The organism is Pseudomonas sp. TH31, from assembly GCF_016650815.1.
GTDB lineage: Bacteria > Pseudomonadota > Gammaproteobacteria > Pseudomonadales > Pseudomonadaceae > Aquipseudomonas.
Genome location: NZ_JAEKEZ010000034.1, coordinates 261147 through 278217 on the forward strand (window position 1 = coordinate 261147; position 17071 = coordinate 278217).

Below are 17071 nucleotides of genomic sequence, written 5' to 3' on the forward strand. Positions count from 1 at the left end.
GTAAATTTCCGCGCATTCTTGCAGAGCCCCTAACAGGGCGTGGTGTCACACGCTGCAGAATCAGCAAGAGAGTGCCAGGCACTCATCGCAACACCTACAGGGGCGTCGCCAAGCGGTAAGGCAGCAGGTTTTGATCCTGCCATGCGTTGGTTCAAATCCAGCCGCCCCTGCCATATTCCTGAAAAGGGGACTGATTTATTTTCTGGACGGAAAATAGATCAGCCCCCTTTTTTTGCATCGTCGGTCCGGCTCACAGCCCTGTGTGTTGCTCCAGCCACGTCCCGACCACGCGCCGATCCAGCTCCTCCCAATCCGCCATCCCCAACACCCGTGTGGTGTTCAAACCGCGCAAATAGCCGCGCAACTGATGGGCTGTATTGCGCACCAGCTCCGAATCGGGCGCGTTTTCGCGCAACACGGTTTCGTACTCGATCAGGTAATCAGCCACCCGGTCACGGAATTCTGGCAGGACGGCATCGCGGATCAGGTCAAACGTTCGCACGGAGAATTCCTTTTAGTTGGAGTCGGGCTGTCCAGCAGTCTGCACGCGGTGCAACTATCGGTTCAAGTAATAGTGACAATCAAGAAACGCAAGTTCTGCTTCGCCGGGCAATCATCGAAAATCGCCGCCATTGAAGACGCTGCTCAAGGACTTTGCGCGATGAAGAGATTGACCCAACTGGCTGTTGTGCCTTTGCTGCTGGCCGGCTGCGCCTCCGCGCCTAACAACCCGACGCTGACCCTGCAGACCCATAAAACGCCTGCCCAGTACGCTGATTGCGTGGTGCCGAAGTTACAAGGCAGCGCAATGGCCCCGACGGTCTCGCAAACCCAGCGCAGCTATCGGATCGTGGTGCCGAGCAAAGTCGCTGCGGATAACGTGCTCGAAGCCTACAAGGCCCCGAACGGCGGCAAGGTGTTTTTGTATGAGCGCCACTTGCTGGGGTCGAACTTCATACCGTCCAGTTTCGAGCGTGCCGCGCAGGAATGCCTGTAACAGATTAGCGTTTTTACCGAAGCTCCTTTGGTTGGCCGCAACCAACCAATTTTTTGCCCCGTGTCCCCTATGGCCGCGGGGTTTTTTTGTGTGGGGATTTTGTATCTCGGAGCATTGCGCTTTTAACGCCGCGCAGACAACTGCTGCGGCGCCAGGAACGCATCGTGGAAGTAGTTACGAAACGCCTGCATCGCCGGGCTGAATTTCCGCTCGCGATGCCATGCCAGCCCGACGCTCATCGGCGTCACCTTATCGGTGATGGTCATGGTTTCAATGCGTTTGCCTTCCAGTGACCAGGGGCGGTGCACCAGGTCCGAGAGGATCGCCACGCCGCTACCATTGGCGACCATGCTGCGCACCGCTTCGACTGAGCTGGTGCGCACCCGCACGTTTGGCTGCTGGTGTGCATGTTCCCAATAACGCATGGCGCTTTGTTCGGCTTCGTCGACGGTCAGCAGGATGTAGGGTTCCTTTGCCACGTCGGCGAGGCTGACCGCCGAGCGTTCGCACAGCGGATGATGGCTGGGCAGCCATAACCGGCGTTCGGAGTTGAAGAGAATTTCCGAGACGATGTCCGGGTGGGTGAGGTTGGCGGTGAGCACCACCGCCATGTCGAATCGACCCTCCAGCAGGCCTTGCTCGATGGCGGTCCGCTCTTGTTCATGGACTTCGATGGCCACGTCCGGGTGCCAGTGTTCCAGCCGTTGCAAATGGTGCGGCAGGAAGTAGCCGATCACCGTGTAACTCGCCGCCAATCGCAGCAGGCCGCTGGCACGGATATCCGGCAACGGGCTGTTCAACGCGTCATCGACGCTGCGCAAAATCACGTACGCCCGATTCAGAAAGTGCCGCCCGGCATCGGTCAGGCTCATGCCCTGGGCCGAGCGCTGGAACAGCAGCGTGCCGAGCATGCCTTCCAGTTCCTTGATCGCCGTGGTTACCGCGGACTGGGAAATATTCAGATGAATCGCTGCTTGAGAGATTTGCCCGATCTCGGCGGTGGCGACGAAATAGCGGACTTGGCGCAGGGTCAGTGACATGAACACTCCGGACGACGAGCTATCTGTTCTTTAGAAGCTATCTGTTTTTCAGAAGATGGCCTATCTGATAATAGATCTTCCCAAGGGGTAAGCAGGAATCTAACTTGGCTTGCATGAAGTCACAAGCGTCAGGAGCAAGCGTCATGCAGGCAGTAGATTTCAACTCGGACATGGGCGAAGGCTTCGGCCCATGGACCATCGGCGATGGCGTCGACAATGAGCTGATGGGCTTCATCAGCTCAGCCAATATCGCCACCGGTTTTCATGCCGGAGACCCCGGCACCATGCGCCGTACCATTGAACAGGCCAAGCGCCTGGGCGTGGCCATTGGCGCACATCCGGGGTTTCGCGACCTGGTCGGTTTCGGCCGTCGGCACATCAATGCCCCGGCCCAGGAGCTGGTCGACGACATGCTGTATCAGTTGGGTGCCCTGCGTGAACTCGCCCGGGTTCAAGGCGTGGCCCTGCAACACATCAAACCCCATGGCGCGCTCTATATGCACCTGGCCCGTGACGAGGAGGCCGCCCGTTTGCTGGTGGAAAACCTCCAGCGCCTGGAGCCCGGGTTGTTGCTGTATTGCATGCCCGATTCTGTGATCTGGCGAGTCGCCAAAGAACTCGGCCAGCCAGTGATCCGCGAGTTTTATGCCGACCGCGAGTACGACCTCGGCGGTTCCATCGTCTTCACCCGCAATGTGCGCGCTTACGATCCGGCCCAGGTCGCCGCGCGAGTACTGCGCGCCTGTCAGCAGGGCGTGGTACGCACGGTCGAGGGCCAGGACCTGGCGATTGAATTCGATTCGATCTGTTTGCACAGCGATACACCCGGCGCCCTGGCGTTGGTCGAGGCCACGCGTCATGCGCTCGATGGCGCCGGGATCAAGGTGCGCGCACCGCGCTGATGCCACACGAAAACACCTGGTACACAGACGCCAGGGTTTGCACACCGATTCATTTTTGCCTGCCTTTCTACAACTATTCCAAGAGGAACAGACATGGCCGAACACACTGTAATTACTCCGTTACCGGGGACCTTCTACCGCAAAGCCACCCCCGAGTCGGCGAACTTCGTCGAGGTGGGCGCGCAGGTCAGTGCCGACACGGTGATTGGCCTGATCGAGGTCATGAAGCAGTTTTCCGAACTGACCGCCGGGACGGCCGGTCGCCTTGGCGCATTCCTGGTGGAAGACGGCGATCCGGTGGAGCCGGGTCAGGTCGTCGCAACACTCGACGACGAGTGAGGGCGCGATCATGACTCAAGCCATTCATAAATTGCTGATCGCCAACCGAGGCGAGATTGCCGTGCGGATTATTCGTGCCGCCAAAGCGCTGGGAATTCCCACCGTTGCCGCGTGCAGTGAAGCGGACGTCGATTCCCAGGCCGCGCGCATGGCTGACGAGGTGCACGTTCTCGGCCCGGCCCGCGCCGACAAAAGTTACTTGAACGTCGAGGCATTGCTTTGTGCCTTGAAAGCCACCGGCGCCAACGCGGTGCACCCCGGTTATGGCTTTCTTTCGGAGAACGCCGACTTCGCCGAAGCGGTCCTTGCGGCTGGCGCTATTTTCGTCGGGCCAAGTCCGCAGACGATCCGGCGCATGGGCGATAAGGCCGAGGCCCGGCGCACCGCGCAAGAGGCCGGCGTGCCAGTGGTGCCGGGTTCCCCCGGTGAACTGTTCGACGTTGAATCGGCGCTCAAGGCTGCCGAATCCGTTGGCTTTCCGCTGTTGATCAAAGCCTCGGCCGGTGGCGGCGGGCGCGGTATTCGACTGGCGGAAAACGCCCTGCAACTGACAGAAGAATTCCCTCGCTCCCAGCGCGAAGCCCAGGCTGCCTTTGGCAATGGCGCGGTGTACCTGGAACGGTTTATCAGCAAGGCCCGGCACATTGAAGTGCAGGTGTTGGGTGACGGTCAGCACGCGGTGCATTTGTTCGAACGCGAGTGCTCGTTGCAACGTCGCCGGCAGAAAATCTTCGAAGAAGCACCGTCGCCGGTACTCAGTCAGCAGCAACGCGAAACGCTCTGTGCCAGCGCCGTGCGCCTGACCGAATCCCTCGGCTACAAGGGCGCCGGGACCTTGGAGTACCTGTATGACGACGTGACGGGCGAGTTCTTCTTTATCGAGATGAACACGCGGATTCAGGTTGAGCACCCGGTCAGCGAACTGATCACCGGGATCGACCTGGTCCAGGCCATGTTGCGCATTGCCGGCGGGGAGCCGCTGGGCTTCAAGCAACGTGATATCCAGCTCAACGGCGCCGCATTGCAAATGCGTTTGAACGCCGAAGACCCTGCGCGGGATTTTTCCCCAGCCCAGGCCTGGTCGAGGAACTGATCTGGCCGCAAGGCGAGGGCATCCGCGTCGACACGCATCTGTATCAAGGCTACCGCGTGCCGCCGTACTATGACTCGCTGCTGGCCAAGCTGATCGTTCACGGTGCTGATCGCGCCGAAGCCCTGGCCCGTGCGCGGGTTGCGGTGGCGCAAACCACGCTCACCGGCATGGCCAGCACCTTGGCGCTGCACGGCGAACTGCTGGAACAACCGTGGCTGCACCGCGCCGACTTCCACACCGGCACCCTGGAAACCTGGCTGGCCGAGCGGCGCAGCGGAGGTGAGGCATGAGCAACCCAATCCGCTACAGCTTTGGCGCCGATGAGCATCTGTTTGCCGAAGTCAGCGACAGCATGTCCCTTGACGCGTTCTTCAAGGGCATGGCCGTCACCCGTGCGGTGGAACGTCTGGCGCTGGATGGCGTGCTGGATGTGTGCCTGGCCAACGCGTCGTTCCAGATTCGTTTTGACCCGGATCGCATTGCCCCTCACACCTTGCTCGAAGCCGTGAAAGGCGCCGAGGCCGAGGCAGTCGCCGAACGTACGTTGCAGACGCGGATCATCGAGATTCCGGTGCTCTACAACGACCCCTGGACCCACGAAACCCTGATGCGCTTTCGCGACCGTCATCAAGACCCGAGCGCCACGGATCTTGAGTATGCCGCGCGGATCAACGGCCTGGCGGACGTCGACGCGTTCATCGCAGCCCACAGTGGTGCACCGTGGTTTGTCTCGATGGTCGGCTTCGTTGCCGGGCTGCCGTTCATGTTCCAGATGGTCGAGCGCGAGCGGCAGTTGCAGGTGCCCAAGTACCTGCGACCACGCACTGACACGCCGAAACTGACCCTGGGTCACGGCGGGTGCTTCGGCTGTATCTACTCGGTGCGCGGTGCCGGTGGTTATCAGATGTTTGGCGTTACGCCGGCCCCGATCTACGACCCGCAGCAAAACCTCGCGTACCTGAAAGAACACATGGTGTTTTTCCGCCCGGGTGACATCGTGCAGTTCAAACCGATGGACCGTGAGGCCTACGACCACGCGGTGGCCGAAGTGGAAGCAGGGCGCTTCGATCTGCGGATTCGGCCGGTTGAGTTCTCGCTGGACGCGTTTCTGGCCGACCCCGTCGGCTATCCCAAGTCGCTGCAGGAGGTATTGGCATGATCAAGGTCATCAAACCCGGTCTCGCCACTTCGGTACAGGACTTGGGCCGCGAAGGTTATTACCACTTGGGCATTCCACCCTCCGGAGCGCTCGATCAATACGCCTTGAGCGCCGCCAATCAACTGGTGGGTAACCCGGCGGGTGCCGCAGCACTTGAATGCACGCTGCTGGGGCCGGAGTTGGAATTTCAGCAGGATGCGCTGGTGGCAGTCTGCGGCGCGCACATGACACCGCGGGTCGATGGCGTGGAAATGCACCACGACACGGCGTTCTCGGTGAAGGCCGGGCAAGTGCTGCGCTTTGACTTTCCGAAGGCCGGCGCCCGTGCCTATCTGGCGGTGGCCGGTGGGATTGATGTGCCGATCGTACTCGGCAGTCGTTCGACCTATGCCCTCGGCGCACTGGGCGGTTTTCAAGGGCGTCGCCTGATGGCTGGAGACGAATTGCCCGTCGGTATCGCCAGTGGCAAGAGCCGCTCCGGGGCCAGTTTGCCCATGGCGTTGCGGCAGTCGCTGGGCGGCGAAATCACCCTGCGAGTGGTGCCAGGCCTGTACTACCACCGCTTGAGCGAGACCGCAGCGAAGAGCTTTTTCGCCGAACCCTGGACGGTCGGTTCAGAGGCGGACCGCATCGGTTATCGCTTCAAGGGCGGCAGCGCGCTGAGTTTTCAGCCCCGTGAGCAACCGTTCGGCGCCGGTTCCGATCCGTCGAACATCGTCGACAGTTGCTACCCGATCGGCTCGATCCAGGTGCCCGCCGGGCTCGAACCGATCGTGTTGCACCGCGACGCCGTATCCGGTGGCGGCTACGCGATGATCGGCACGGTGATCAGCGCCGACCTCGACTTGATCGGCCAGATGCAACCCAACCAGAAGGCCCGCTTTGTGGCGGTCACCCTCGAAGAGGCGTTGGAAGCGCGACGTTCCTATAAGAAAAAGCTCAGTTGCCTGGGCAAGCTGTTCCCTTCCTGATTCTGCCCGCCGCAACGCGCGGGTAATGCCAAACGGTACGCCAACGCCGCACTTCGGTGCGGTGGCGGCTGCCCGCGCTTCAACCTTTGACTGGTTCTGGAGTTCACGCATATGGCTGCTTTATCGCAATCGAGTCAAACCGGGCAAGACCCGGCCGATCAACCCGTTCCGACTGAAGCGCGCATGGGCCGACTGTCCCTGACCATGGCCTGGTGGGCGGTGTGCAGTGCGATGTTCTACATCGTGGTCGGTGCTTCACTGGCGTTGTCCTTCGGTGCGCGCAATGCACTGATCGGGATGGTCCTGTCGGTGATCAGTTACGGGCTGGTCAACAGTGTGTTCAGTCGCTTCGCCATCCGCAGCGGCTTGTCGGTGGCGTTGTTTTCGCGGCTATTGTTCGGCAGCACCGGGGCGTGTCTGGCGACCTTGATCTTCTTCTCAACGGCGATCTATTACGCGGTGTTCGAAGGCTCGGTGATTGCCGTCGCGCTCCATCACCTGTACCCGGAACTGGTCTATCCGCTGGCCGCACTCATCGTGGTGCTGTACAGCGTGCCAATGATCCTCGGCAGCGTGCAGCACTGGCTGGACAAGCTCAACGGCGTATTGCTGCCGGTGTACCTGGGCGGCTTGCTGGTGGCGGTGGGGCTATCGATCAGTCGGTATGGCTACCAGCCGCAATGGCTGGATTTCGGCCCGGCAACCCCCAGCGCCTTCGGCTGGTGGGACTGCTTTGTCGCGTACATGGGGGTCTGGGTATTGATGCTGTTCACTTTCGATTACGCCCGTTTTGGCAAGCCCGAGGACGCCGGGTATCACGGTCGCTGGAACTTCGGCATGCCGTTCTATGCGGTGACTTTCCTGCTCAATGGCGCGGCCGGCATCTACCTGGTCAGCAGCATTCCCCATGACGGCGCGCTGAACGAAGTCTCGGTGGTGATGGCGATTTTGCAGTTGATGGGCTTGTGGGGATTGCTGTTTGTCTGGGCCACGCAAACCCGGATCAACACCGCCAATTACTACCTGGCGACGCTGAACATGCAGGCATTCTTTGCACGCTTCGGCATTCGTGGTTCGTACTTGATGTGGGCGCTGGCGGTCGGGGTGATCGTCTATGGATTGATGCTCGCCGACGTGTTTGCCTACATCCTCAAGGCGTTGGCCTATCAGGGGATTTTCGTGGTGGCCTGGGTGGGTGTGGCGTTGGCGCAGATTCTGTACGGGCGCAGTGATGTGGCGTCGCTGGACAGGGTGGCTGCGTTTAACCCGGCAGGTTTGACGGCGTGGTTTGGCGCTACGGCGCTGGGGCTTGGGTTGATGTTTTCTGGCGGTGGTTTGAGCAGTTTTTCTGCGCCATCGACCGTGATCGCTGCGTTTGTGTTGCAGGCGGGGTTGTCGCGCCGTAGCCGGTTACCGTTGCAGTTAGTGGAGTAGGTTTTTTGCAGCCAGGCATCTCGTGCCCTCCCGCACTGACAAGGCAGGGTGGGTAACGGGATGTTGGTTGCGGGTTTGCCAGTGATCGATGACTGCCGGTCGCAACCTGCAAGCCTGCCCATAACCGATCTTTGAATCCTCAAGCCTGAGTTCAGCAAATGGCGGTTCTTGAAACACTTTTGCCTGGCTTGCATCAGCCCTTGGCAACGGGGCAGGGATTGAACTGTTGGGAGTATTTGAATTCAGTAAAAAAAGGAATTTTCGTTCCCGGAATCAGCCCGCTGACAGTTTTTTCTTTGTCGCTCAACTTGGAAGACTTCCCCCGCTCCCGATCAGCAGCGGTTGGCCGTTAGCCAATAAATAATCAATCATTTTTTCATGCATCGGCCCATTCCATTTCTTTTGATCATCTAACGGTAGCAATACAAAGGTGTAGTCCGTCGTAAACATATTTAGTGCTTCTGCCGCCTCCCGCGATGTGGCTGTATGGCCGCAGAGCACATCAGCGGTTTTCAGGACCTGAGCAGGAACATATTTATCGTTTTTATAGAGACTGAGAATCAACCCTTTTCGAGTGAGCACTGCCAGACCAGCCTTGGCGTGGCAGACTGCTTCGTCGCCGTACTTCAACATGCAAAAACCAGATTCAGATATGGCGATGAGGTCATCGGCTGAAACCCCCAAGTCCTGTTCAATCTGGGTTCTAGCCTGCGGGGTTTGGTAGGGAATGCTGCAAGCAGCAAGCGTGAAAGTGGAGGCGAGATAAATCAGCGGTAAAAGACGCATGGAGACTCCAGTGAATTAGCGTGATGTTAACACTACAAGGCATAGTGCCATCATCTGGATTTGGCGTTGCTCGACCAGCAGGGAGCCGGGAACAACCACGTTTTTGTTGGGTAAAGAGCCCGTAATCTGGTGGTTAATCCATTTCAGGTTTGTGCCCACCAGCCGCTATGGATCCGGGCTTTGTGAAACCGTTCCAGAGCAAATTTGCCAGTCAGAATCGCAACGAAAGTTGGCTCCATCATTACTCGCCGCATTGGATCTTTCCTTATTGAGCCGCCGCCCTAGACTGGCTCCAGACCATTGGCCAATTGGAAAGAAATCCATGCTTGCACATGACTTCGACTGGCAACCCAATTTGTGCGGGAGCACCCTGAGACTTAAGCCTCTGGCCGAATGTGATCTTGAAGGTCTGTACCAGGCGGCGGCTGATCCGGATATTTGGGCCGGCCATCCTGCCAGGGAGCGCTATAAGCGCGAGGTGTTCGAGGCGTACTTCACCTCGCTACTGGCTACGGAGAAGGCGCTCGCAATCATTGATATTGAGTCGGGGGAGATTGTCGGCACGTCAAGCTACTACACGCCGCCGGATCTGCCCGACAGCATCGTCATCGGTTTTACCTTTTTGGTGCGTGCGAAATGGGGGCGGTACTAATCGCGAGCTGAAGCGACTGATGGTGGAGCATGCATTCAAGGCCTGTGAAATCGTATATTTCCACATCGCGCCTTCGAACCTTCGTTCGCAAAAGGCCACGATGAAGTTGGGCGCAGTGCACTTGTATGACGCCGAACTGAAAATATCCGCTGCGCCTGCCTTGGCGAAGTGCTACGGACTGACGAGAGTTCAGTGGCAAGCGTCGCAGGGGTGATGGGATGTTCCAACCCAAAATGCGCCTTGAGCAAACGCGGCTAGGCACGTTCACGCCGCGATAGTCGACTCTATTGCCGACCGTACTTCCAGGAGCGTTGCCCCAGTGTCTGACACGCCGATCAACTTCGCTTACACCAAACGTTTCAACGCCGTACTCGCCTACATTGACGAGAATCTCGAAGGTGACCTGTCGGTGAATACGTTGAGCCATGTGGCGAACTTTTCGGCGTTTCACTTCCATCGACAATTCACCGCGTTCGTCGGCGTACCTGTTTCACGTTATGTGCAACTGATGCGGCTACGACGCGCGGCACATCGGCTGGCCGCCCTCGCGGATCACTCGGTACTGGAGGCCGCCCTCGGTGCCGGCTTCGAAAGTCCCGAGGCATTTTGCAGGGCATTCAGGCGAGCATTCGGCATGACGCCGAGTGCGTTCAGGAAGGAGCCGAACTGGCAGGTCTGGAATGCGGTGTTCGCCATCCCTCACTTTTCCAGGACTATCATCATGCAAATACGAATCGTGGAATTCCCCGAAGTCCGGGTCGCAGCGCTTGAACACTGCGGCCCCGCCGGGCTCGTCAATGAGAGCGTGCGCAGGTTTATCGAATGGCGTAAGCAGAGCGGACAGTCGCCGGTGGCCTCGAGTCGCAGCTTTGGCATTCCCTATGGCAACCCCGATACCACACCTGCGCAGGCATTCCGCTTCGCCATCTGCGGCGAGATTCACGAGGCCGTGGCGCCGAATGAGTTCGGCGTACGCGAGATCGTCATTGCTGGCGGTCGATGCGTTGTGGTGCGACACACGGGGTCACCCGATCACATCGGCGAAACGATCTATCCGATTTACCGTGATTGGCTTCCTGCCAGTGGCGAGGAGCTTCGTGACCAGCCATTGTTTTTCCACTACCTGAGCGTCTATCCCGAGACACCCCAGGATCAATGGCAAACGGATGTGTATGTTCCGCTGCAATAGTGGGGGGGGGCGCAGCTTTCGGCTCTGAACTAATGTTGACGAGTGTCTGCCCGGGGGGCTCTGCTGCCGGTCGTGACAGGCCCAGGCCGCGCCATTACAGGGACGCATTGGTCGTAAGGGAATTGAGTTGAGGACACTATGACTGACCGCGAGCAACTTCATCGAAATGGCTATGCACTGCTCCGTCGAGCGATCCCGGCCGAGTGGCTGGGTGACCTGCGTGCCGTGTTCGATGCGGGCGTGAAGCCGTCGGGCCAATGGCCAGTGCCGCGTGGCATGGATTGGCGCCATTCGCTGTTGGACTCTGATTCGAAGGTTCAGGCTGTGTGTCGTCTGCCGCAGGTGCTGGCGGTGGTGGGTGAGCTGATCGGAGAACGGTTCTTCCTCTCGCAGGTGGAGGGTCGCGAGCCGCTTGCCGGGGGCGGTCATCAGCGGCTGCACCGCGACTTGTCGGTCCAGCGGCCAGGCGACATGGTGAACGCCATCGCTTATTTCGACGATTTTGGCCCCGAGAACGGCGCGACACGTATCGTCCCCGCAAGCCATCGCCCTGAGCAGGGCGAGCCACCATTCGATTTCAATGACGAGTCCCGGTCCGTGCTGCTTTCAGGCTGCGCGGGTGACATCTTGGTGTTTGATGTCGATTTAGTGCATGCGGGTAGCCGGAACTCAATCGGCGCACGCCGTCGCTCCATCCTGATCAGCTATTTTTCGGAGCCTCTATACGCGTCACACCTGGAAACGGTGAGCCTGCGCAGTATTCGGATGGACACGACGGACAGGTTCGATCCAAACGAGTTGCTCCCGTCAATCAACCGCTCCGGATAGCTACGGACTTTCCTGTGGACATTGCTGGGGCCGGGCTTTATGCATTGGCTTTTTGACCCGCTCTATCAATTTTTACACTTGGCCAACACCACTTGGCAGGTACTCGGCGTGCCACCGGATTGGCCGGCATAGCGCATGCAATTATCCAGGGATTTTTGGCGAGCCATGTTCAAGGTATCGCCCCATGCGAGGCCGCCCTCGCCAGTTGTCGGCACCGCCGTTGCATAGCAGTTTGAGCCAGAGGCTGAATAGCGGGCCGAGGAAGATTTGCTCGAACATCCCGCGGTCAGCGAAAGGTTGATCGCCATCAAGGCGAACAAGACCCAATAGATGCACTGGCGCTCGTTTTTTTCGTTCATCCTGTTCCCCTGGATAAAGAGGTTAGAGGTGCTTTTGGCAGTGTTGTCACCCATTCAACTCGCAACCTGCCCAGCCTGCAACGCAAACCATTGCATGATCACATCACACGCCGGATGCGATGCCGCCGAAGGCTGCGGGCACAATGAGTAAATTCCCCGAGTCCTCAGTGGCTGCCCAAACGGAACCACCAGCACCCCACGATCCAGTGACTCCTGCGCCAGGGTCAGATCCGTCATTGCCACCCCCAAACCCCGCGCCGCCGCATCCAGCGCCAACTCGTCAAGGTTGAAGGGAATGTGCCGGTAATCTTCCAGCGATTTTCCGTCATTGGCCGCCAGCCAGTCGATCCACGCTTGCTTGTCCGCCGAGCGATGCAGCAGCGCGAAGCGCACAAGGTCGTCCACTGAGTTCAGCGGATGCGTCAAGTCGCTGAGTCCCGGCGCGCACACCGGCACCAGCGCTTCCTCGAAGAGGGTCAGGCTGGCAGGGTCGTTCGACGGCTCGGGCAGGTAGAGGATGTAGGCGTCGCTATCGCTGGCCGGTTCAACGATTTCCGTGGCCACGGTTTCGATCGACAGGGAAACGTCCGGGTGGCGCAGGTAGAAGTCGCTCAGTTTTGGCAGCAGCCAGCGAACCGCCAGTGAGACGTGCATGCGTATGCGAAAGGGCCGCTTTTGCGGGGACAGCCGATCTTCGAGGGTTATCAGTTGCCCCAGGATGTTGCGCGCACTCGCCAGCACCTGTTCGCCTTCCACGGTCAGTTGAAGGCTACGGCTGCTGCGCACAAAAAGCGGCACGCCGAAGTGAGTCTCCAACTGCTGGATTTTTCGGCTCACGGCACTTTGGGTCAGGCAGAGCTTTTGCGCCGCTTGGGTGAAGCTGCCGGAGTCAGCGACCTCCACCAATGCCTGAAGGCCTTGCAGGGATGGGACGTGGCGGATTTTATCCATGCGTTTTCAGAATGCCCCGATGATTTTATAACGTTGGTTGTATCACTGCGGACCTTATAAATTCCAGCTCTGGCTGCAGCCATCTCAAACTTCACATGCGTCTGTTGCATGTGAAGAGAGAGGCCGCACGCAGATCGACGGTCAAATGAGGTGACGCATGGAAAATGTATGTGGCTGGATTGCGCAAGCGGGGAGCTCTCCCGTTCATGATCGCCTGAGCGGTACGCAAAAAGCCGATTGGCTGATCATCGGAGCCGGGATTACCGGGTTGTGTGCCGCTCATTCTCTGGCCGAAATGCATCCTCAGGCGCGCATCGTGATTGTCGACCGGCAGCGCGCGGCGCAGGGCGCGTCGGCGCGCAATTCCGGGTTCGTCGTGGCCCACGAACATCCGACTACCGATGAGCTTTTGGGCAATCAGGGTTTCGCCGGTTATGAAGTCGATACCGCGATTTCACGCGCCGCCAGCAACGAAGTCCGCCAGCGTATTGCCCGGCACGGCATCGAGTGCGATTTTCGGGATGCCGGCTATTTCTTCGCCGTGAATGATCCCGCCAAGCTGACCCATGTCGAGGCCAAGCTGCAAACGCTTGACGCCGTCGGTGCGTCTGCGCGGTTTCTGGAAGGTGAACAGCTCAAGCAAAAACTCGGAACCGGCCATTACCAGGCGGCGATCTGGTGCGGCAACGGCAATGCTTTGCTGCAACCGGCCAAGTATGTGAAGGGCCTGCTTGATGCGCTGCCACCGAATGTATCCCTCTACGAAAACACCGATATCACCGCCCTTGAGCGGCTGGGTACCGCGCGGGTTCGAGCTCGGGCCGTCGAGGGCGTTATTGAGGCGAACAAGGTGCTGGTGTGCCTGAACGCCTTCATTACGCGTTCGGGCATCGAGAACAGTGGGACGTTCCCGATGGAACTCAGCGCCAGCCTCACACGGCCGTTGACTGAGCAGGAATTTCAAGCAATGGGCAATGTCGAGCCATGGGGCGTGTTGTCGACCCGGCCGCTGGGCGCCACGGTGCGGCTGACTCCGGATCGTCGCGTGATGATCCGCAACACGGCTGAATACCGCGCTCGGGATCTCTCCAACAGCGATCTTCTCATCCGCAGAAAACACCATGTGCTGGGCTTGCAGCGCCGATTCCCGTGGTTGACCGAGCAAGACATTGATTACAGCTGGACCGGTCATCTGAGCGCCTCGCGCTCCGGGCAAGCGTATTTCGCCAAGGTCGAAGAGGGGGTGTTTGCCGTGGCCGGTTGCAATGGCTCAGGCGTTGCGCGCGGCACGCTTTGGGGGCGGCTGCTGGCCGAACTGGCGGCGGGCACCCGTTCGCCGCTGTTGGCGTCGGTCATGCAAAGGGCTCAGCCCGGCTGGCTGCCGCCCAAACCCTTTCTCGATATCGGTGCCATGCTTCGCATGCGCGTGGAGGCGGTCAGGGCCAGAACAGAAATCTAGAAAGCCGGCTATCACACACAATAAAAGTTCTTCAAAAGGTGATCGAACATGCGCGTCAATCCTGTTTCCCTGGCGGTACTGCTCACAACGTTTTCGGCCGTTACGTACGCCGATGAACAGGTCAATATTTCCAACTGGAGCGGCTACATTGCCGACGATACGTTGCCCACGTTCACCAAGGAAACGGGGATCAAGGCGACTTACGACATCCACGACAGCAACGAAGTCCTGGAATCGAAGTTGATGACCGGCAATACCGGTTATGACGTGGTCAGTCCGTCGAACCATTTTCTGTCCCGGTTGATCAAGGCCGGGGCGATCCAGAAACTCGATAAAAGCCAGTTGTCCAACTGGAAAAACCTCGACCCGGCGCTGATGAAAAAGCTCGAGGTCAACGACCCGGGCAACCAGTACGGCTATCCCTACATGTGGGGCACCGCGGGCATCGGCTACAACGTCGAGAAGATCAAAGCGATCTTCGGCAACACCGATGTCACCCATTCCTGGAGCCTGTTTTTTGATGAGAACAACATCAAAAAGCTGAGCCAGTGTGGCGTGGCGATTATCGATAACCCGACGCAGATCCTGCCGATCACCCTCAACTACCTGGGGCTGCCGCACCACAGTCACGAACCGGCGGATTACGCCAAAGCCGAGCAGGCGTTGCTGAAAATCCGGCCTTACATTCAGTATTTCCACACCTCCAAGTACGTCAGCGACCTGGCGAACGGCAACATCTGCGCAGTGATCGGCTTCAACGGCGACATCGTCCAGGCCGCCGCCAGTGCCAAGGAAGCCAGGAACGGTATCAACATCGCCTATTCGATCCCTGACGAAGGGTCGACCCTGTGGATGGACATGGTGGTCATGCCCAAGGCCGCGCCGCACGAGAAAAATGGCTACACCTACATGAACTACCTGCTTGAGCCCAAGGTCATCGCCAACATCAGCAACAGCATCCACTACGCCAACCCCAATATCGCGGCGGATGCGTTGGTCACCCCGGACGTGAAGCAGGACCCGGCGATTTACCCGCCCAAAACGGTGCTCGACAAGCTGTTCATCGTCGAGGACCTGCCACCGGCCATCGCGCGGTTGACCACGCGTTTGTGGAACAAGCTGAAGACCAATACCTGAGAACTGTGCCGGGGTCGTGGGCCGTTCAGCGGCGCCACGACCCATCGGGCAATTCGACCTCGCGCTCGGCTGCGGCCAAGGCCGCCTTCAACCCTTCTTTATCCAGCGGAATGCAGTAGGCGGGTTTGGCCCGTTCAAAGCGCCAGCTTTCATCCAGGCTGCCGGCATCCACCGCGTCGAATCCAATCTCGTCCAGCAACTTGATCACCAGGGCTTTAGCGCCCGGATCATCCGCCGCGATCGGCAGTGCCCGTCGGTCCGGCGCCGCTGCCGGGCGCGCGTCTTGCACCAGGTCCTGGGCGAGGATGGCGTTGAACACCTTCACCACATTCGCGTCGGGCAGATGCTCGGCGAGCAGGCGGCTGGTGGTGGTTTCGAAGCGGTCGAGGGCGGCGATGTGGCCGTCGCGTCCGGGGTAATAGTTGTTGGCATCCAGCACGGTTTTGCCTTCCAGCAAGCGCGCCGGCAGGCTTCGGTAATGCGCCAGGGGAATGGCCACGAGCACGACGTCGCCAAACTGTGCCGCCTCTTCAATTGTGCCGACCTGACTGCCGCGAATACCGCTGAGGATACTGCTCATGGTCTGTGGGCCGCGAGAGTTGCTGAGCATGGCCTCGTGTCCCGCCGCGATGACCAGTTGCGCCACCGCACGTCCGATAAAACCTGCTCCAATAATGCCGATTCGCATGTCGTTGCTCCCTTGATTGGTAGGAAGCGTCCATGATGATTGCCAACCAATGGCAGATAAATAATCATCGGGTACTTAGTCTCATTACCGGGAGTGTTGAATGATGGATCGTCTGACGAGCATGGGCGCGTTTGTGATGGCGGCGGAATCCGGCTCCTACGCCAGCGCTGCGGAGCGCTTGGGCCTGTCACCGCAGATGGTCGCCAAACATGTTGCCGCGCTGGAGCTTCGGCTGGGCGCGCGGCTGCTCAACCGGACCACCCGGCGCCAAAGCCTGACCGAACTGGGCAGCGCCTACTACGAGCGCTGCAAGCACATTCTGAGTGAGGCGCAGGCCGCCGACTCTCTGGCACAGGTCATGAATGACACCCCGCGCGGCAAACTGAAAATCAGCGCGCCCATGACGTTCGGCTCCTACAGCCTGATGCCCTTCGTGACAGCGTTTTTGCGCCAGCACCCGGAGGTCGAAATCGACCTGCACCTGACCGATCGTTTTGTCGATCTGGTGGAGGAGGGGTTCGAAGTGGCGTTCAGGATCGGCCCTTTGGTTTCCTCCAGTCTGACCGCCAGGCCGTTGGCGCCTTACCGGTTGGTGGCATGTGCCGCGCCAGACTATCTGGCGGAACGCGGAACGCCTCAAACACCGGATGACCTCAAGCACCATGAGTGCCTGGGCTATGCCTATTGGTCCCGTCCGGCTGACCGCGAATGGGTCTTTTGCCAAGGCGCGGTCATTCATCGGATCCCCGTCACCAGTCGCTTGCAGGTCAATGAGAGCAAAGCCCTGTTGTCGGCAGCGCTGGACGGGTTCGGAATTGTCCTTGGGCCTGAAGACTTTCTTGCGTCCGCGCTGCGAAGCGGCGAGTTGGTGCGGCTGTTCGCCGATTACGAAGCGCCGAGTCGACACATGCACTTGCTCTACACGGCGAATCGGCTGAGAACCGCCAAGCTGCGGCACTTTATCGATGCTGCGTATCAGCGCTTTGGTACCGCTATCTACAGGGTTGGCAGCGTATAAGGCATTTTGCTGGCCCCGCACTTCGAAACAAATCGCCAGAATCGCTTCACTTTCAGGTGGTTAGGTGGA

18 protein-coding genes, 1 tRNA gene and 1 pseudogene are annotated in these 17071 nt (G+C 59.4%); 14 read left to right on the plus strand and 6 right to left on the minus strand.

Features of this window, described 5'->3' with window-relative positions; translation table 11 throughout:
* Positions 1-98 precede the first annotated feature (98 nt).
* Positions 99-173 (plus strand) — tRNA-Gln (locus JFV26_RS29695).
* 77 nt (positions 174-250) lie between these two features.
* Here JFV26_RS29695 and JFV26_RS29700 read toward each other — a convergent pair.
* Complete coding sequence (locus tag JFV26_RS29700; protein ID WP_201197209.1) at positions 251-502, minus strand: hypothetical protein; 252 nt, start codon at positions 500-502, stop codon at positions 251-253.
* A 159-nt stretch (positions 503-661) separates the two neighbouring features.
* Between JFV26_RS29700 and JFV26_RS29705 the strand changes: the two genes are divergently transcribed.
* Complete coding sequence (locus JFV26_RS29705; RefSeq protein ID WP_201197210.1) at positions 662-997, plus strand: hypothetical protein; 336 nt, start codon at positions 662-664, stop codon at positions 995-997.
* A gap of 122 nt (positions 998-1119) precedes the next feature.
* On the opposite strand, the gene JFV26_RS29710 is transcribed toward JFV26_RS29705, so the two are convergent.
* Positions 1120-2037, minus strand: coding sequence for a LysR family transcriptional regulator (locus JFV26_RS29710; protein ID WP_201197211.1), 918 nt, complete (start codon positions 2035-2037; stop codon positions 1120-1122).
* Positions 2038-2180: 143 nt separating this feature from the next.
* On the opposite strand from JFV26_RS29710, the gene JFV26_RS29715 reads away from it, so the two are divergent.
* The 6 genes and pseudogenes from JFV26_RS29715 (at position 2181) to JFV26_RS29740 (ending at position 7935) form a co-directional block, all read left to right on the plus strand.
* The gene (locus JFV26_RS29715) at positions 2181-2939 is read left to right on the plus strand and encodes a 5-oxoprolinase subunit PxpA (RefSeq protein WP_201197212.1); all 759 of its coding nucleotides are present in this window, start codon (positions 2181-2183) and stop codon (positions 2937-2939) included.
* A gap of 93 nt (positions 2940-3032) precedes the next feature.
* Complete coding sequence (locus JFV26_RS29720) at positions 3033-3278, plus strand: acetyl-CoA carboxylase (RefSeq protein ID WP_201197213.1); 246 nt, start codon at positions 3033-3035, stop codon at positions 3276-3278.
* Between the two features lie 10 nt (positions 3279-3288).
* Positions 3289-4661 (plus strand): annotated as a pseudogene (locus JFV26_RS29725) (acetyl-CoA carboxylase biotin carboxylase subunit).
* Complete coding sequence (locus JFV26_RS29730) at positions 4658-5530, plus strand: 5-oxoprolinase subunit B family protein (protein WP_201197214.1); 873 nt, start codon at positions 4658-4660, stop codon at positions 5528-5530. The pseudogene JFV26_RS29725 and the gene JFV26_RS29730 overlap by 4 nt, the downstream one beginning before the upstream one ends.
* Complete coding sequence (locus JFV26_RS29735; protein ID WP_201197215.1) at positions 5527-6501, plus strand: 5-oxoprolinase subunit C family protein; 975 nt, start codon at positions 5527-5529, stop codon at positions 6499-6501. The genes JFV26_RS29730 and JFV26_RS29735 overlap by 4 nt, the downstream gene beginning before the upstream one ends.
* A 111-nt stretch (positions 6502-6612) precedes the next feature.
* A complete protein-coding gene (locus tag JFV26_RS29740) occupies positions 6613-7935 on the plus strand; it encodes a purine-cytosine permease family protein (protein ID WP_201197216.1) in 1323 nt (440 codons plus the stop codon).
* Positions 7936-8238: 303 nt separating this feature from the next.
* On the opposite strand, the gene JFV26_RS29745 is transcribed toward JFV26_RS29740, so the two are convergent.
* Positions 8239-8721: a hypothetical protein gene (locus JFV26_RS29745; protein ID WP_242487942.1), complete on the minus strand. Its 483-nt coding sequence runs from the start codon at positions 8719-8721 to the stop codon at positions 8239-8241.
* A 322-nt stretch (positions 8722-9043) separates the two neighbouring features.
* Here JFV26_RS29745 and JFV26_RS33890 point away from each other — a divergent pair, with 322 nt between their 5' ends.
* The 3 genes from JFV26_RS33890 (at position 9044) to JFV26_RS29760 (ending at position 11390) form a co-directional block, all read left to right on the plus strand.
* Positions 9044-9373, plus strand: a complete 330-nt coding sequence (locus JFV26_RS33890) for a GNAT family N-acetyltransferase (protein ID WP_242487943.1) — start codon at positions 9044-9046, stop codon at positions 9371-9373.
* Positions 9374-9692: 319 nt separating this feature from the next.
* Positions 9693-10562 (plus strand): GyrI-like domain-containing protein, encoded by an 870-nt coding sequence (locus tag JFV26_RS29755; RefSeq protein WP_201197217.1) that lies wholly within the window; start codon positions 9693-9695, stop codon positions 10560-10562.
* 138 nt (positions 10563-10700) lie between these two features.
* Positions 10701-11390: a phytanoyl-CoA dioxygenase family protein gene (locus JFV26_RS29760; RefSeq protein ID WP_201197218.1), complete on the plus strand. Its 690-nt coding sequence runs from the start codon at positions 10701-10703 to the stop codon at positions 11388-11390.
* 65 nt (positions 11391-11455) lie between these two features.
* Here the strand turns inward: JFV26_RS29760 and JFV26_RS29765 are convergent, their stop codons facing one another.
* Together JFV26_RS29765 and JFV26_RS29770 are read right to left on the minus strand one after the other, a co-directional pair.
* A complete protein-coding gene (locus JFV26_RS29765) occupies positions 11456-11749 on the minus strand; it encodes a DUF4189 domain-containing protein (RefSeq protein WP_201197256.1) in 294 nt (97 codons plus the stop codon).
* Between the two features lie 54 nt (positions 11750-11803).
* A complete protein-coding gene (locus JFV26_RS29770) occupies positions 11804-12700 on the minus strand; it encodes a LysR family transcriptional regulator (protein ID WP_201197219.1) in 897 nt (298 codons plus the stop codon).
* Positions 12701-12857: 157 nt separating this feature from the next.
* Between JFV26_RS29770 and JFV26_RS29775 the strand changes: the two genes are divergently transcribed.
* Entirely contained in the window at positions 12858-14159 is a 1302-nt protein-coding gene (locus JFV26_RS29775; protein ID WP_201197220.1) for an NAD(P)/FAD-dependent oxidoreductase, read from the plus strand.
* 48 nt (positions 14160-14207) lie between these two features.
* Complete coding sequence (locus JFV26_RS29780; protein ID WP_201197221.1) at positions 14208-15296, plus strand: polyamine ABC transporter substrate-binding protein; 1089 nt, start codon at positions 14208-14210, stop codon at positions 15294-15296.
* A 25-nt stretch (positions 15297-15321) separates the two neighbouring features.
* On the opposite strand, the gene JFV26_RS29785 is transcribed toward JFV26_RS29780, so the two are convergent.
* A complete protein-coding gene (locus JFV26_RS29785; protein WP_201197222.1) occupies positions 15322-15984 on the minus strand; it encodes an NADPH-dependent F420 reductase in 663 nt (220 codons plus the stop codon).
* A 100-nt stretch (positions 15985-16084) separates the two neighbouring features.
* On the opposite strand from JFV26_RS29785, the gene JFV26_RS29790 reads away from it, so the two are divergent.
* Positions 16085-17002, plus strand: coding sequence for a LysR family transcriptional regulator (locus tag JFV26_RS29790; RefSeq protein WP_201197223.1), 918 nt, complete (start codon positions 16085-16087; stop codon positions 17000-17002).
* Positions 17003-17071 lie beyond the last annotated feature (69 nt).

Coding starts and splice junctions, on each gene's coding strand:
- JFV26_RS33890 (WP_242487943.1), top strand. CDS start 9,044: ATGCTTGCACATGACTTCGACTGGCAACCCAATTTGTGCGGGAGCACC.
- JFV26_RS29710 (WP_201197211.1), bottom strand. CDS start 2,037: ATGTCACTGACCCTGCGCCAAGTCCGCTATTTCGTCGCCACCGCCGAG.
- JFV26_RS29775 (WP_201197220.1), top strand. CDS start 12,858: ATGGAAAATGTATGTGGCTGGATTGCGCAAGCGGGGAGCTCTCCCGTT.
- JFV26_RS29745 (WP_242487942.1), bottom strand. CDS start 8,721: ATGCGTCTTTTACCGCTGATTTATCTCGCCTCCACTTTCACGCTTGCT.
- JFV26_RS29705 (WP_201197210.1), top strand. CDS start 662: ATGAAGAGATTGACCCAACTGGCTGTTGTGCCTTTGCTGCTGGCCGGC.
- JFV26_RS29720 (WP_201197213.1), top strand. CDS start 3,033: ATGGCCGAACACACTGTAATTACTCCGTTACCGGGGACCTTCTACCGC.
- JFV26_RS29770 (WP_201197219.1), bottom strand. CDS start 12,700: ATGGATAAAATCCGCCACGTCCCATCCCTGCAAGGCCTTCAGGCATTG.
- JFV26_RS29780 (WP_201197221.1), top strand. CDS start 14,208: ATGCGCGTCAATCCTGTTTCCCTGGCGGTACTGCTCACAACGTTTTCG.
- JFV26_RS29790 (WP_201197223.1), top strand. CDS start 16,085: ATGATGGATCGTCTGACGAGCATGGGCGCGTTTGTGATGGCGGCGGAA.
- JFV26_RS29740 (WP_201197216.1), top strand. CDS start 6,613: ATGGCTGCTTTATCGCAATCGAGTCAAACCGGGCAAGACCCGGCCGAT.
- JFV26_RS29730 (WP_201197214.1), top strand. CDS start 4,658: ATGAGCAACCCAATCCGCTACAGCTTTGGCGCCGATGAGCATCTGTTT.
- JFV26_RS29760 (WP_201197218.1), top strand. CDS start 10,701: ATGACTGACCGCGAGCAACTTCATCGAAATGGCTATGCACTGCTCCGT.
- JFV26_RS29735 (WP_201197215.1), top strand. CDS start 5,527: ATGATCAAGGTCATCAAACCCGGTCTCGCCACTTCGGTACAGGACTTG.
- JFV26_RS29765 (WP_201197256.1), bottom strand. CDS start 11,749: ATGAACGAAAAAAACGAGCGCCAGTGCATCTATTGGGTCTTGTTCGCC.
- JFV26_RS29715 (WP_201197212.1), top strand. CDS start 2,181: ATGCAGGCAGTAGATTTCAACTCGGACATGGGCGAAGGCTTCGGCCCA.
- JFV26_RS29785 (WP_201197222.1), bottom strand. CDS start 15,984: ATGCGAATCGGCATTATTGGAGCAGGTTTTATCGGACGTGCGGTGGCG.